The sequence below is a fragment of the Actibacterium lipolyticum genome, from assembly GCF_900184935.1.
Classification (GTDB): Bacteria; Pseudomonadota; Alphaproteobacteria; order Rhodobacterales; family Rhodobacteraceae; genus Actibacterium_A; species Actibacterium_A lipolyticum.
Genome location: NZ_FXYE01000003.1, coordinates 75,834 through 89,706 on the forward strand (window position 1 = coordinate 75,834; position 13,873 = coordinate 89,706).

The window sequence follows — 13,873 nt, forward strand, 5'->3', positions numbered from 1 at the left end:
GATGGACAGCCCACGCCCGCCCTTGATCGAAATCTCCGGTGTTTCCAAGCACTTTGGCGAGGGTGAGACCCGCGTCGACGCGCTGCGTGACATCAACTTGACGGTGCGGCAAGGCGAAGTGGTAGCACTGCTCGGACCGTCGGGCTCAGGCAAGACCACTCTGCTTAACGTCGTCGGCTGCATCATCGACCCAACGAAAGGTCAGGTGACGCTGGATGGGGAGCTTGTCTTTGACAACCGCTGGCTGCGCGGTGATCTGCGCAAACTCCGGCTCGACAAGATCGGCTTCATTTTTCAGTTCCACAACTTGCTGCCCTTTCTCAACGCGCGCGATAACGTCGCGCTTGTGCTGACACTCTCGGGCAAGTCTGGTGCCGATGCGCAGGCGCGTGCAACTGAACTGCTCGATTACCTTGAGGTCGGCCACCGTGCAGCAGCCATGCCAGCACTTCTGTCCGGTGGAGAAGCGCAACGCGTAGCCATTGCCCGGGCGCTCGCCAACAATCCCCGTATCATTCTGGCCGATGAGCCGACGGCTGCGCTGGACAGCAAACGAGCAGGAATCGTTGTGGATTTGTTGCGCAAGCTCGCTTCCGAGCAGGACGCCTGCATCGTCGCGGTGACCCACGACGAAAAGATCTACGATCGTTTCGACCGTCTGTTTCATTTGCGCGATGGGGTTTTGGAATACGAAAGGGGAGAAGAGCCATGACAGCACATTCATCAAAAAGTTGGTCATTGCGGATTACGGCGGGCGTCGCAGTCGTGTTTGGAATGCTAACCATCATATCCGGCGGGCGCGTTTTATTTGGAGGTTCCGCCGCGAAGGAAGCCGCTGGGGATGCGGTTCCGTTTGTTCTGTGGTTCAACTTCCTGTCCGGATTTCTCTATGTTCTTGCTGGTATTGGGATCGCGATGCACCAACGTTGGGCGGCGTGGACGGCTATTGGTCTCGCAGCGGGAATTGCGGGTGTTTTCGCGCTATTCGGCTTGCATATTTTGCAAGGAGAGGCATTTGAGATGCGCACCGTGGGCGCAATGGTTTTACGTCTTGTCGTGTGGGTTGTGATTGCAGTCGTCGCGTTCCGAAGTGCTGCTGCCAACTGATCGATCGGAAGGCACTGATATCTAAAGCACGGCTCGATAAGTGGCAGTTTCTTGTTTCCAAGAAAGGTTTATTAGTGCGCGGTTGGCTCATGTAGCGAACTAACCTCACAACGACATCGCGCTTTCGCGCTTACAAAGAAGTATTGAAATACTAAGGTTCCTGAAGAGTAAGTAATTAGCTTGGACAGCGCTGACACCAGTCAGCATTTCCCGAATTGTTACTGTGTCTGCCGCAAGAGGAGCTTGATTGCAGCGCCTTTGGAGGAGTGGACAAACATTCCTACGAAATCCGAGCTGTAACAAGTGAGGATCTGCAAATCGTGTGCAGTTCCAACTGAAGGATCGCAAAGCGTAATGAACCAGATGTTGGCGCAAGAGCAGCGGAATAGTAGTTTCTCCCGCGTCGCGGCCATCAGACCAGTCACCGCCTCCCCAACCTTCCCAGCCGGGCCAGTTGCGCCAACATCTGGGACCCGGCCCCCGGTGACCCTGGGCCACTTGCCTGACCTGTCTGCCCCATGCCTTGCCTCACGGGCATTTGCTGCACGCCAAAGAACTGCCGCGCCCTGAGGGCTGCGTATTCTGCGCCACTGGCCCCGCCGATGAGGTAGCGATTGTAGGCCTGCTGGCTTCCCATGGCGGCGCGGGCAAAGCTGTAGCCGCCGCCGAGACCTCCGGAGAGGGCGGGCATCATGATGTTGCCGGAGATCGCGCGGACGATGAAGGGTGTGGCGATAATGAAGCCCTTGGCCATGAGCACCATCATGAAGAAGGGGATGAGCGCGCCGATGTTTGAGGCCCCTTCGGGATCGCCTAGTTCACCGATGAGCGCGGAGGAAACGCCTGTGATCGTTGCGAACACGCCTGCGACGACGATGGGGTATAGCGCAAAGGAAATCAGCGCGGATAACCAACGCGCGAAGTAATCCTTGGTCACCTCGAACAGCGTCAGGAAAATCATCACCGGGGCGATCCCGATCAGAAGCGCGATCATCAGTCGGGAGGCCACTAGGATAAAGGCGGCCAACCCGCCGAGGATCGAGAGCAGAAGCACACCGACAATGTCGAGCATGGCGCCGGCCATCCAGTTGAGCTCGGACCCGGCAGCGTTCAGATAGTCGCCCAGCTCCGCGATCAGCCGGTCGAATTCTTCGGCGAAAGTTCCAGAGGGCCCCGGACTGCCGCCGCCGACCGAGGCCACCAGCGCGCCCGCGATACTGTCGATCCCATAGAGAATGGCAGATGAGAACGCGTTGAACTGCATCCAATTGGTCGCGAATATCCCGATGAGCCCGATCTTGACCGCGAGCCAGAAGGCTGTGTGCCCATCCATGGCCCGATATTGATAGATCATGTTGATGCCGACGAGGATCACCACCAGCGTTGTCCCCAAAACCAGGAGCGTGCCGACTGTTGCCGCAACCGCACCAAACTGGGTTTCGGCAGCGGTGTCGAGATAGGCCTGGGAGGTTTCAACGAAGTAGGTGACGACACTCATCGCGGGGCTGCCTTACCAATTGCCTGCGGCGTCGCAGATGGCCTTGGCGGCAGTTCGGGCGGCGTTGGCGCGGCGGTTGTAGGCGTCCGAGGATTGCAGCATTTCCCACCGTTCGTTGCTCGCGTATTTTTCCCGAAACACAGCCTCGGCAGCGTCCCAGGACGGGAACCGGGTCTCGCAGTCGCAGCTGCCGGTCTCGACGATGCGCTCGAGGTTCTGGGCGCGGTAGATGTCTTGAACCAACACGCGCTGATAGGCTTGGCGGAGCGGAATTTCCTGCATCCAGACGGGCTCGGCGGGCCGGTCCGGACAGACGTCAAAGCTGCGATCGAGGGTTGGCACTAGGTTGCGCTCGGCAACGGCGAAGGTAGGCGTCAGGCTTAGGGCCAGCGCGGCCAAGGCGAGGTGCTGCGCCTGCCTCATGCCGTGGCTCCAGCGGGTGTGGTTTCGCGCTTCAGGAAAACGGTGTGCCCGATATTGGCGAATTCCGAAGTGCTGATTGACACCACCTCCCAGCCGTCTGCGCCCTTCTCGTTCAGGCAGGTCTGCATGTCGGCAAGGCCGGTTTTGCGGGTCATGGGAAAGGACAGGATATTGTATTCAAAGGTCTTCATGGGGAAGTTCCAATCTCAGTTGCGCCGGGGAGGTAGAATTCGGTGATGCCGCGTTTGCCGTCGTGGCGGCCGGCCTGGATGATCACGTCGATGGAGTTCTCGATGTACTGGATCATGTCGGCATAGGTCATCGGGATTTCGGTCTTGAGTGCCGCGATCGCGAGCCGCTGCACGGCGAGTTGCGGGGTTTCGGCATGCAGTGTGGTCATGGACCCGCCATGGCCGGTGTTGATGGCTTCCAGAAAGGTCATGGCCTCCTTGCCGCGCACCTCGCCGAGGATAATCCGGTCGGGGCGCATGCGCAGCGTCGCAGTGAGAAGCACGTCGGCGGTCTGGAATTCTGCGTCACGATTGGCGATGAGGGTCACGGCATTTGGCTGGGTCGGCAGAAGCTCGGCGGCTTCCTCGATGGTCACGATGCGTTCCTCGGACGGTACGTGAGAGAGGATTTTGCGCGCGGCGACGGTCTTGCCGGTGGAGGTGCCGCCCGAGACGATCATGTTGAGTTTGTTCTCGACGCAGAAGGCGAGCGCATCATCGATCAAACCCGCGGCCACCACGGCGCGCAAGGCGCGCTTCTTTTCCACGCGCAGGTCTTCGAGCTTGCGTTCTTTGCCATAGAGAAAGTCGAGCGCGATACCCTCGAGCGGCAGGCTTGAGAAGAACCGCAGGCTGATCGACATGGCCGAGAGCACGGCGGGCGGGGTGATGACCTGTGCCCGGATCGGGCGGCCCTTGTAGGTGATCGAGACTGAGACGATGGGGCGATCCTTGCTCATCGTCGTGTTGGCCGAGGAGGCGATCTGGTTGCCGAGGTCCCTGACCTGAACGCCGGTCAGCCTCTGGTCCAGCGCGCGCATGAAGTGATCGCCCTGGAATTCGCCCCAGCAGGTGCCATCAGGGTTGATGCAGATCTCGATGACATCGTCGCGAGCGGCGGCGTCGATCCGGTCGAGCGAGGTTTCGAGATAGCTCAGCGACATGGGCTCAGAATATCTCCAGATCGCGGTCGACCATGACGGTGACGCGGGCGCCCTGGTCGACATAGATGACGGGGCCGATAGAGAGGTAATCGCCAATGACGCTGTCCGTGGCATCTGCCAGATCATCGCCAACGTCTTCGAGAACGTCGGCGGCAGTCTCATCCTGAACCTCGGAGGCGGCGGCACTTGGCGCGGCCGAGATCAGCGAGATCAGGGCGGCCGACCCGAAACGCTCGGCAAAGCGTGTGTCCACAAAGCCGGTGACACCGGAGCGGCCCAATTCATCCCCCCCGAAGGAGCTGATCTGGACGGTCTGGTTGTTGGGCAGGATGATCCGGTCCCAGGCAATCGTGACGCGGCGCTGCGCGATATCGACGCCGGCGCGGTAGCGCCCGATGAGGCGGGATCCGCGGGGGATCAAGAGGCGCGCGCCATCGACGCTGTAGACATCCTCGGACACCACGGCGCGGGTCTGGCCGGGGAGGGAGCTGTCGAGGGCTGTTTCCATGACGGCCTGGATCATGGTGCCCTGCACGATGGTGTTGGAGGGATTGGCGATCACCTCGGCCTGCGTCACGGTGGAGGGCAACGCACCGTTCAGCACGAAATCCGTCACCTCGCCGAAGGTGCGTTCGGTCAGAGCCGTTTCATTCGCTCCTGAGGCACCGCCAAACGCGATGGTGGGCGAGGCGATGCGCCGCTCCTGGAAGGCGCGTTCCTCCGCGGCCCGGCGCTCCAGCTCGGCCATGCGCCGGGCTTCTTCCTCGCGGCGCAGTCGCTCTTGCTCGCGTGCGCGCAGCTCATCCTCCGTGGGGCCCGTTGGCGCGGGTTGCGGTCGGCTGGCCTCGAGTTGGGCCAATTCCAGATCCATGCGGAGTTGCTCAAGGCTGCGATCCCGCGCCGTCAGTTCGTCCTGGAACCGTTGCTGTGCTGCTTCCGAGGCGGCTTGCAGCGCCGCAATCTGAGTGGTCAGCGCGTCGATTGCCTCTGCGGCGGCGGTGTCTTCCTCGACGACCGGTTCAGGGGCGTTGCGCAATTCCTCGATCTGCGCCTGCAGCGCGGTGATCTGCGCCAGAAGCTCGGCGTTGGGCTCGACTGGACCCGGTTCGACGAACACAACCTCGGGCTCGGGCGGGGGCAAGGTCTCGATGGCGCCAAAGCCGTCGCCCTCGTTTTGGAAGACGTCCGGGGTGGCCGTCGGCAAGGCTTCCTCTTCGTCGGGCTGTGAGAGGAGATAAAGCAGGGCACCACCCGCGCCGATGACGAGCACCACGATCAGCGCAAGAAGGGGCGACCGGCGCTGCGCCGCTATGGGCGCGCGGGCACTGCCTTTCTCGAGGGCGGCGAGGCGTTTTTCCAGCTCGGTGTTCTCGGTATCGCTCATGAGGCGGCCTCCGCGGGCGGGATCGCCTCGATGCAGACCACCTCTTCGCCAAGTCGCAGGACCCATTGGCGGTTTACGCCGCTGACGCGGATCACGCCGTCTTCAGGGGTTTGCGTGTTGACCGTGCGCTCGCGGCCGCCCGCGTAGCGAAAGATCGCTGGCACAGGTGCGTTCCGCGGAAACGCGAAATACGTGAACGTCCCGTCATCCCAGATGCGGGTCGGGGTGAATTCGGTGCGTGCGCTGGCGCCGTAATTGTAGTTCGGCGCTTGGGCGGCGATGGCCCGGGTCGGGCGCGCATCGTCCTCAGGATAGCGGAACTGCACCACGTAGAAGGTTGGGCTGCGGACCTCCTCGACGTTGAAATAGTAGCTGCGCCTGTTCGTATAGACTGTCACATTGGTATGGACACCGCGCGCGACGGGCTTGATTGCAAAGGCCTGACCGCCGGGCACGCCGTCGATCTCAAACCCTTCCGTGTCGCCCGCGATAATCGAGCGGATGCTTTCACCGATCCCAAACTCGATGGTGGTGACATGGGTGAGCGAGACGCTGAGGCGGTAGACCTGGCCTTCCTGATATGTTGCCAACCGCACGCGGCTGTCATTTGGACCACCGCGCGGGATCGCTTCGGCAAAGGCAAGGCCGGGCAGCAAAACAAATATGGCAGCAACAAAGACCTTATTGATCAAACTAATTCTCCAATCTGTCGGAGCGGATGGAATATTCGCGCACGGTGAAGCCGAAGGGGTTGGTCCAGACCTCATCGATGGAGCGGCGGGTCTCCGGGCGGAACTCGAAGAGAAGCGTCGCAGTGAAGAGGCCGGTCTGGGTGCCGTTAATGGACGTCAGGCGCTTGCGCAGGCGGACCGTCGCGCGGTTGGTTCCGATCCGGTTGATGCTGAGGATTTCCACGTCGAGCCGAGCATTTGGGCCATAGACCGTCGGCGGGTAATTCTCGTTGGCGCTGTTCCAGATCTGACGCAGCCCGCTCTCGGCAGCTCCGTCCGAGCGGCGCAGGACGCTGCGGATGCGCAGATCGTTGTCGAGCTGGTTATAGACCTCCCGGTCGGTCACATAGCGGAACACCTCCGCCTCGATGATCGCCTGGTTGGCGGTGACGGATGTGGCCCCAACGGACGCCTCGGGCAGGGCAAAACCAGTGGCGGGATCATAGGGGACAACGACGGGGGGCGGATCGACATCGAGGATCGAGACTGCTGCTGCGCTCAGACAGCCGATGATGCCGAAGACAAGACCTGTCAGACCAAGGCGTTGCCAGAGCCGTTCGCGGCGCAGGGCACCATAGACCAGTTCTTCCTCGATGATTTCTTGTTCAGTCGCCACCCGTCATGCCCCCACGATCAGTCTGCCCGGAGGTCCGGTAGCGTGAAATCCATGAAGCGCTGCTCTTCGGCGATGGTGGCGGCATCAATCACGCCGCCCGTGCCATCGCCCACGGTTTGAATCGCTTCCAGCTGCCACATTGCCACGAGGGCGATGGCCAATTCAGCTGTCACGCGCGTGTTGAGATCGACGCTTTGCTTGAGCTCTTCCATGTCGTCGATGAGCCCGACAAGGCGGTCTACCCGCGCGAGCGATTGGCCTGCATCGTCGTAGCTGTTCTGGGCCGCCGCCGAGACGAGCGCACCGGTTGTTGCCTGCGTCGCCACGCGGTTGGCGCCGGGATTGCCGCTGGTGGCCATTTCCGAGAGGGTGTCTTCATCGAAGCCGAGATCGGCCAGCACCCGGTCCATCTGGGTTTCGATTTCGCCTGCGCCAGAACCGGACAGGCCCGAGAAATCCCCAGTCTTGATCGCCTCAATCGTGGCGAGGATGTCGCCGAACTCCTGGTCGAGCAGGCCATTGAGTTCGTCTTCCATCTCGGTGCGGATGATTTCCGGAAGCTCGGCAAGTCGGGTGAGCGCTTCATAGGTTCTTTGCAGCTCCGCGAGTTGATCCGTGAGAAGGCCGAGCTGTTCGCGGAGCTGCGTCAGCTGCTCGTTTTGCAGAATCTCGTCCTCGATCATCTGCCGGAGCTGCTGGATGTTTTGTGCGATGTTCTGGGTGTCGACGACCGGTACACCTTGTGCTGCGGCAGGGGGTAGGGCGCTGAACTGCAAGCCAACGCCAAGTGTCGTGGCCAAAGCTGTCCTCAAGAGCAGATGTCCCATCATTCAATCTCCCTGATCGTAAAATCCATGAACGCGCCTTCGGCCATGCGGGCGCTGGCCTGGGCCAGCTCCTCGGCGGAGATGACGCGGGTGCGTGCCGCCTGAAGCCGGATGCGGGCAGCCACGAGACGCACGAGTTCGGCGCGTGCATTGGTGTTGAGCGCGACGCTCTCCTGCACATCCTCGGTCTCGGAAATCCGCGTGACGATGTCGGAAATGCGCAGGGCGGCTTGGCGGATCGCGGCTGGTGAGTTGCTGCCATAAAAGGCTGCCCCATGACCCGTGAGCGAGAGGTTGGCATTGGCGAGAAGCGCCGGATCGATCGTGCCAAGCGATTCGATCCCGCCGATACGGGTCAAATAGAGGTTATAGCGTACGGGGATCACCTGGACGTAGTGCTGGGTCTCGCGAAAGGGCGGAACGCCGCCATACTCGAAGACCCGGCCGGGTCCGGCGTTATAGGCCGCGAGGGCGTTGATGATGTTGCCATCGAATGTGTTGAGCTGGGTCGCGAGATAGCGCGCGCCGCCATGCACCTGTAGGTAGGGGCTGTCATAGTATTCCGGGTTGATGCCCAGATCGCTGGCCGTGCCCGGCATGATCTGGGTGAGACCGAAGGCACCGACTGGCGACCGTGCCCCAATCGTAAACCGGCTTTCCTGCCAGATGAGGGCCTGTAGAAGCGCTCGCCACTGGACGGGCGAGAGGCCCGCGCGGCCAACACCCGCAAAGCCGCTGGTTTCCTGGGCGACCCGGATGATGAGCTGCTCGATGGTCTCAGACGCATCCCCGAACATCTGCGCACCGCCGCGATTGGGATCTATCTCGCCCGTGCCATAGACCGCCGCCACAGAGCGGTCGGGATCGCCGCTGCCGCTTTCCAGCCCCGAGACCATAGCCGGCAGGCCCTGACCGCCGAAGCTGGTCTGAGCATCGAGGATGCGTCGGAGGGTTTCAAGCTGCTCCCGTTCGATCTCCGCGATGAGTTCGCGCACTGCAAGCTTGTCGGCCTGAACAGCCAAGTCTGCGTCGCGATCGCCGGTCTCGACAATATCACGCGCGGTCAGCCCACTGTCATTGGTCGGCACGCCTTGGGCGATGCCGAGACCGGGCAGCAGGCAAAACGCCAGGATATGAGGCAGGCTAGACTTCAATGTCGCCCTCCGGGGTGCCAAGGGGCGTGAAGTGGCAATCAGGCGCGACGGGTGCCGTCGACGCAAGGAATGTGAAGCAGTTCGCCTGCGGCTCCCGGTACTGGGTGCAGGAGGCAAGCGCGCCGAGCGCAGCCAAAGCGACAAGAATACGGATCATGAAAGCCTCCAAAAATCTGGGCGGTCGCGGTAATCGGCGCCGACAAGCGCTTCTCCCTTTTCCATGCCGCCAAGGATCGTGAGATTGGGCCCAAGGGCGCTCAGATCGGCGTCGACCACGATCGAGCCCTGATCGTCGCGGATCAGTGCGAGGCGGCTGTTGCTGCCCGTGTTGAGAAGGACGTCGAGTTCCTTCTCCGTGAGGTTCAGCATGGCGTAGTCCGCAGGCTGCGCGCGGATATTGGGCAGCAGGATCTGCGTCGGCACGGCCTCGACGATGGTCTTGCCGGTCCGGGTGCGTTCGAGCTGGCTTGCGTATTGCGTCATCATCACGGCAACCGTGTTCTGCTTGCGCGCGGTCACCAGCCAGTTCGACAACCGTTCGGCGAAATACGCGTTGTCGAGCGCCTTCCAAGCCTCGTCGATCACGATGATGGTGGGGCGGCGATCCTCGATCTCGCGTTCGACCCGGCGGAAAAGATAGGAGAGGACCGCCATCCGCTCCTTGTCGGCCTCGCTGTCGAGAATGCCGGTCAGATCGAAGCCCACCACATCGCCCTTGAGCGAGAACGTGTCCTCGAGGCTCTGCCCGAAGATCCAGCCATAGCGGCCGTCTTCGGTCCACTCGAGCAGGCGCTGGTGCAGATCGCCGCCATCATCGGTGGACACAAAAAGAGATGCGAAATCCCGCCAGTTCCGCAGGGCCGGATTGGAGGCCTGCGCGTTCTGGCGCACCACTTCTTGGATGCGATTGGTCTGTGCCGGTGTGAGCGGCTTGTCGGCGCGGTAAAGAAGCGTGGCAAGCCAGTCCGAGAGCCACGCGGTGCCCCGCGCATCGGTCTCTGTCCAGAGCGGGTTGAGACCCGTGGGCTGGCCGGCGTTCAGGGAGGCGTAGCGCCCGCCATTGGCGCGCACCGCCATCTCCATGCCAAGACGGTAATCGAAGACGAAGATCCGCGCCCCTGCGCGACGGGCTTGGGTCATCAGGAAGGCCGACAGCACCGATTTGCCGGACCCGGGCCGCCCCATGATCAGGGTATGGCCGCTGGTCGGTTCTTTGTCGGGCGATCCCTGCTCGTGATAGGAAAACCGATAGGCGCTTTGCTCCGGCGTGGGCAAATATGTGACGACCCGGCCCCATGGGGTTTTCGCGGCCGGTTTGCCGAGCTGTGTCCGGTGAAAGGCCGCAAAATCCGCGAAGTTGCGATTGGTGACGGCGCTGGCACGCACGCGCTTGGGCTGGTTGCCGGGATGTTGGCTCAGGTAATGCGCCTTGGCCGCGACCCGCTCGCCGATCATCTTCACGCCTTCGGTCGCGGCGGCGTTCACGATCTCGGCGCTGAGGGTCTGCAGCTCTTCGAGCGTGTCGCAAAAGAGCGTTACGACCATGTGGTGTTCGCCAAAGCTCTGGCGCTTGGCCTCGAGGTCATCGGCGGCGATGTCGAGGGCTTCCATGAGCGAGAGGGCCGCGTCCTGGCTCGCCTGCATCTGCCGCTTTTGCCGCTTGATGCGGCCTGCCATGAGGTTCGAATTGATCGGCGTGAAGGACTGGGTGACGATCATGTCGACCGGCAGGTTCAGCATGTCGAACATGGTGCAGGAGGTGCCTTCGGAATATTCCCCGATGGTGAAACTCTTGCCGTAGCGATGGCCCACGACACCTTCGGAAAGCTCGAAATGATCGCCGTGGAACGTCACCCGGGTATTGGCGACGTTGAAGGACAGAAAGCCGTAGGTGTTGGCCGGGTAGAGCGGCAGCTCGGTGCCCGTGTTGAGCGCGCCCAAAAATCCCACCAACTCTCCCGATCCGGCTGACAGCAGGCGCGGCTTGAGTTCGGTAAGCCCCGAGAGGAAGACGTTCACGGCCTCACCGAGGCGCTGCAGGCGTTTGCGGGTCTCCTCCTTCAGTCGGTCCGGCGCGCTGCGGCTCAGGAACGGCAGGAGGCTTTTCGGGGGCGGGCGGTGAATGACGGTGAGCGTCAGTGTTTTGTCGCGGAGCCCGCTGGTCTCGAGTTTCGCGCGCCAGCGCCGGTCAACCTCGCCGGCGAAGCTGTGCTCACGGATCGGGTCGAGATCCGGTTTGATGGCCTTGGAGACCTTGTGGACGTAATAGCTAAACTCAGGCCCGAGCTGCGCGACGATGCGGGCAAAAAGCGCCGTCACCTTGTCGAGATAGGCATCGTCCGTCGTGTAGCTGTTGATCCCCTCGAGCCGGATGCAGCGGAAGAGTTCGTTCACTCTGGTCCGCACGGTCTGGTCGTCGACGAGGCTCACATAGGGCAGCATATGCGCGAGGCGGGTCTCGCGCGCATACCAGTCTGGCGTCATTGTGCGGGCATCGAGCGCAGCATCGCGGGCGTCATCACGGCGCATAGCTGTCCCCGCCATGAATAGAGCGGTTCCGCGTCGGTGGCGTCTCCTGCAGCGCCGTCATCATCACATCGATGAAGCGCGGGTCCCAATCCGCGGCCTTCCAAAGTACGGGATAGAGCAGGGCGGCCACGCCCAGCACCGCAATGTGCTGGACCCAGACGAACAAGAGCACCGAGCCGAAAAGCCAGACCATCGCGTACATGATGGGTAGGCCCAGAAGCTTCGGCGGGCGCACGAGGCCCAGAAAGAGAGGCGAGCGCTCAGCCACCGGCAAAGACCGCGGCAACGATGGTGGGGGCGGCCGCAACACCGGCGATGCCCACGAGGACCCAGAGCGCCTGGCGCAGGTCGATGATGTTGAAGAACCAGCTGAGGAAGACGCCCAGTACGGCGAGTGTGGCGATGACCACACCAAGAGGGCCGGTCAGCGCATCGACAATGCCCTGCAACAAGCTTTGGATCGGGGAGAGATCGATGCTTTGCGCAAGGGCAGGTTCGGCAATCAGCAGGAATAGCGCCAGCGAGGCGGCAAAGAGGTTTGAAATCTGTCTCATGAATTTGATCCTTCCAATCGGGCCACAACGGCCATGACGCGGGCCACGTGGTTTTGGGTTTCTCGGTAAGGGGGAATACCACCGTGTTGGCTCACGGCGTCCGGCCCAGCGTTGTAGGCGGCAAGCGCCAGATGCGGATCGCCGAAGCGCTCCAGCATCATCGCGAGGTAGCGGGCGGAACCGTCGAGGTTCTGTTGTGGATCGCGCGGGTCGACGCCAAGGTCGCGCGCGGTGTCGGGCATCAGCTGACCAAGGCCAATGGCGCCCGCGTGTGAGATCGCATCCTGCCGATAGGCGCTCTCCACTTCGATATTGGCGCGGTAGAGGCTCAGCCAGTCCGTGACGGAAAGCTCCGCGCGCCTTAGGCCGGGGTGGCTGGCATAGCGCAGGGCCGTGGTCTCTATGGCGTTTAGGACATCGGCGCGGGGCAGGGGTGCCGGACCGACACGAGCTGCAAAGCGCATCGCTTCACGCTCTGGCACAGTTTCATCGCTGCCGAAAATCGCAAGTTCATCGGCTGCCGACCCCTGACCGATGCCGTCATTGTAATTGCGCGCGAAGCTATTTTGGGATTGGGACGGCGTCAGGGAGCCGTCGCTCTCCATGACCAGCACCATTTGCGCTGAAGCTGGCGCGGCGACCAGCCAGAGACAGACGAGGTTAGTTGCGAGTGCCCTTGTCCGAAGGCGCAAGTTTATGCGTACGGCTTGTACCCGCCTCGAGCGGCAGGTCGACATGCGCAAAGCCAAGGCCAATGAAGAAAGACACCACGCCGGAGATCGTCTTGAATTCGCGGATCTTGATATCGTTGTAGGTCGTCCGCGTGCGGGCGGTGACGAGTAGCTTTTCCACCCCGTCATCAGAGACAACGCGCATGATCCAGACCCCGTAATAGCTGGGGCCTTTCTTATGTGCCGACTCCTGGCACAGGATTTCTGCGCTATAGCCGCTTTCCACGAGCTCGCGGAACCTGGCTTCCGTAACCACATTTGGTGCTTCGATGTCCCAGTTCATGGCCCGGCTCACGCTTTCTCCAATGGCGCGACCCCAGGCATTCCCACTTGAAGCCTAGAGTTACGATAGTATATTATCAACCGCAAGATGTAATATCGTGCTTTAGCTGTAGTTTGGTCACGCAAACACTAGTCACGGCCAGTGTCTGCGATCAAGGAGATAACAGGTTTGAGAAACCCAAGGTTGACATGCCTGCTCCCATTGCAAGCTATGGCCCTTCTGATCTGCGTTCCTGGGCCGGTTTTGGCGGAATCCTGCTTTGCGCCATCCCGTCCTTTCCTGCCAAGCGATTCGCAGGCCGCGCGGGACTATGCGGATATCATCCGCGGCGACTTCGAAGATTACATTCAGGATATCCAGAGCTACTTCCGTTGCCTCGACAGTGAACGCGCCCGCGCTTTCGAAGAAGCGCGGGAGGTCAGCGAGGACTATGGCCGATTTCTGCAATTGGTAGGGGATTGATGGGCAACCTCGGGACCATCAGACTTGCAGCCCATGGAAACCAGACGCCGATAACACCCTCATATATCTACTTTTTAGATAACAGATTTCATCCGCTAGCGACGTCACAAAAGGTATGTGACGCGTGGCAAAGACAATCAGAAGCACGGGACAGGTGGCACTCTGCCACGCATTGGTCGACGCCCGCATCAAGGCGGGCCTCGGTCAGGAGGACTTGGCGGTCAAGCTCAAGTGCCATCAATCCCTCATTGCCCGCCTTGAAAGCGGTCAGCGCCGGGTCGACGTCGTCGAGCTGGTCGTTCTGGCGCGCGCCATTGGCTTTGACCCCTTCAAGGTTCTGGCGATCGTTGAAGCCGCCACGGAGCCCGACCACCGGATTTGATCCATTTCATCTTTCGAG

The 13,873-nt window shown here is 61.6% G+C and carries 19 protein-coding genes; 4 read left to right on the top strand and 15 right to left on the bottom strand.

The features are described from left to right. The first annotated feature begins 1 nt into the window (after position 1). Both COL8621_RS17445 and COL8621_RS17450 read left to right on the top strand, forming a co-directional pair. A complete protein-coding gene (locus tag COL8621_RS17445) occupies positions 2-712 on the top strand; it encodes an ABC transporter ATP-binding protein (RefSeq protein ID WP_093968710.1) in 711 nt (236 codons plus the stop codon). Then, the gene (locus tag COL8621_RS17450; protein ID WP_093968711.1) at positions 709-1,107 is read left to right on the top strand and encodes a hypothetical protein; all 399 of its coding nucleotides are present in this window, start codon (positions 709-711) and stop codon (positions 1,105-1,107) included. The genes COL8621_RS17445 and COL8621_RS17450 overlap by 4 nt, the downstream gene beginning before the upstream one ends. A gap of 421 nt (positions 1,108-1,528) precedes the next feature. On the opposite strand, the gene COL8621_RS17455 is transcribed toward COL8621_RS17450, so the two are convergent. The 15 genes from COL8621_RS17455 to COL8621_RS17520 are packed head-to-tail and all read right to left on the bottom strand — an operon-like array spanning position 1,529 to position 13,011. Further along, complete coding sequence (locus tag COL8621_RS17455) at positions 1,529-2,605, bottom strand: TrbL/VirB6 family protein (RefSeq protein WP_093968712.1); 1,077 nt, start codon at positions 2,603-2,605, stop codon at positions 1,529-1,531. A gap of 12 nt (positions 2,606-2,617) precedes the next feature. Beyond that, positions 2,618-3,028, bottom strand: coding sequence for a hypothetical protein (locus tag COL8621_RS17460; protein ID WP_093968713.1), 411 nt, complete (start codon positions 3,026-3,028; stop codon positions 2,618-2,620). Continuing rightward, positions 3,025-3,219, bottom strand: a complete 195-nt coding sequence (locus COL8621_RS17465) for a DUF4177 domain-containing protein (RefSeq protein ID WP_093968714.1) — start codon at positions 3,217-3,219, stop codon at positions 3,025-3,027. The genes COL8621_RS17460 and COL8621_RS17465 overlap by 4 nt, the downstream gene beginning before the upstream one ends. Beyond that, positions 3,216-4,202, bottom strand: a complete 987-nt coding sequence (locus tag COL8621_RS17470; protein WP_093968715.1) for an ATPase, T2SS/T4P/T4SS family — start codon at positions 4,200-4,202, stop codon at positions 3,216-3,218. Before COL8621_RS17470 ends, COL8621_RS17465 begins: the two co-directional genes overlap by 4 nt. Before the next feature lie 4 nt (positions 4,203-4,206). Continuing rightward, the gene (locus COL8621_RS17475; RefSeq protein ID WP_093968716.1) at positions 4,207-5,586 is read right to left on the bottom strand and encodes a TraB/TrbI/VirB10 family type IV secretion system protein; all 1,380 of its coding nucleotides are present in this window, start codon (positions 5,584-5,586) and stop codon (positions 4,207-4,209) included. Continuing rightward, complete coding sequence (locus COL8621_RS17480; protein ID WP_093968717.1) at positions 5,583-6,278, bottom strand: TrbG/VirB9 family P-type conjugative transfer protein; 696 nt, start codon at positions 6,276-6,278, stop codon at positions 5,583-5,585. The genes COL8621_RS17475 and COL8621_RS17480 overlap by 4 nt, the downstream gene beginning before the upstream one ends. Position 6,279: 1 nt before the next feature. Next, positions 6,280-6,933 (bottom strand): VirB8 family type IV secretion system protein, encoded by a 654-nt coding sequence (locus tag COL8621_RS17485; RefSeq protein WP_093968718.1) that lies wholly within the window; start codon positions 6,931-6,933, stop codon positions 6,280-6,282. 17 nt (positions 6,934-6,950) lie between these two features. Next, the gene (locus COL8621_RS17490) at positions 6,951-7,760 is read right to left on the bottom strand and encodes a type IV secretion system protein (RefSeq protein WP_093968746.1); all 810 of its coding nucleotides are present in this window, start codon (positions 7,758-7,760) and stop codon (positions 6,951-6,953) included. Beyond that, entirely contained in the window at positions 7,760-8,914 is a 1,155-nt protein-coding gene (locus tag COL8621_RS17495; protein ID WP_235823939.1) for a lytic transglycosylase domain-containing protein, read from the bottom strand. The genes COL8621_RS17490 and COL8621_RS17495 overlap by 1 nt, the downstream gene beginning before the upstream one ends. Beyond that, entirely contained in the window at positions 8,904-9,071 is a 168-nt protein-coding gene (locus COL8621_RS19230) for a hypothetical protein (protein ID WP_169739164.1), read from the bottom strand. Before COL8621_RS19230 ends, COL8621_RS17495 begins: the two co-directional genes overlap by 11 nt. Beyond that, positions 9,068-11,443, bottom strand: a complete 2,376-nt coding sequence (locus tag COL8621_RS17500) for a VirB4 family type IV secretion/conjugal transfer ATPase (RefSeq protein WP_093968719.1) — start codon at positions 11,441-11,443, stop codon at positions 9,068-9,070. The genes COL8621_RS19230 and COL8621_RS17500 overlap by 4 nt, the downstream gene beginning before the upstream one ends. Further along, entirely contained in the window at positions 11,433-11,711 is a 279-nt protein-coding gene (locus COL8621_RS17505) for a VirB3 family type IV secretion system protein (protein ID WP_008327373.1), read from the bottom strand. The genes COL8621_RS17500 and COL8621_RS17505 overlap by 11 nt, the downstream gene beginning before the upstream one ends. Further along, positions 11,704-11,997 (bottom strand): TrbC/VirB2 family protein, encoded by a 294-nt coding sequence (locus COL8621_RS17510; RefSeq protein ID WP_093968720.1) that lies wholly within the window; start codon positions 11,995-11,997, stop codon positions 11,704-11,706. Before COL8621_RS17510 ends, COL8621_RS17505 begins: the two co-directional genes overlap by 8 nt. Then, a complete protein-coding gene (locus COL8621_RS17515; RefSeq protein ID WP_093968721.1) occupies positions 11,994-12,614 on the bottom strand; it encodes a lytic transglycosylase domain-containing protein in 621 nt (206 codons plus the stop codon). Before COL8621_RS17515 ends, COL8621_RS17510 begins: the two co-directional genes overlap by 4 nt. A 43-nt stretch (positions 12,615-12,657) precedes the next feature. Next, on the bottom strand, positions 12,658-13,011 hold the full coding sequence (locus COL8621_RS17520; protein WP_093968722.1) for a hypothetical protein: 354 nt from the start codon (positions 13,009-13,011) through the stop codon (positions 12,658-12,660). Between the two features lie 210 nt (positions 13,012-13,221). On the opposite strand from COL8621_RS17520, the gene COL8621_RS17525 reads away from it, so the two are divergent. Both COL8621_RS17525 and COL8621_RS17530 read left to right on the top strand, forming a co-directional pair. Continuing rightward, positions 13,222-13,473 (top strand): hypothetical protein, encoded by a 252-nt coding sequence (locus tag COL8621_RS17525; RefSeq protein WP_028284973.1) that lies wholly within the window; start codon positions 13,222-13,224, stop codon positions 13,471-13,473. 124 nt (positions 13,474-13,597) lie between these two features. Beyond that, on the top strand, positions 13,598-13,855 hold the full coding sequence (locus COL8621_RS17530) for a helix-turn-helix domain-containing protein (protein ID WP_093968723.1): 258 nt from the start codon (positions 13,598-13,600) through the stop codon (positions 13,853-13,855). Positions 13,856-13,873: the final 18 nt, after the last annotated feature.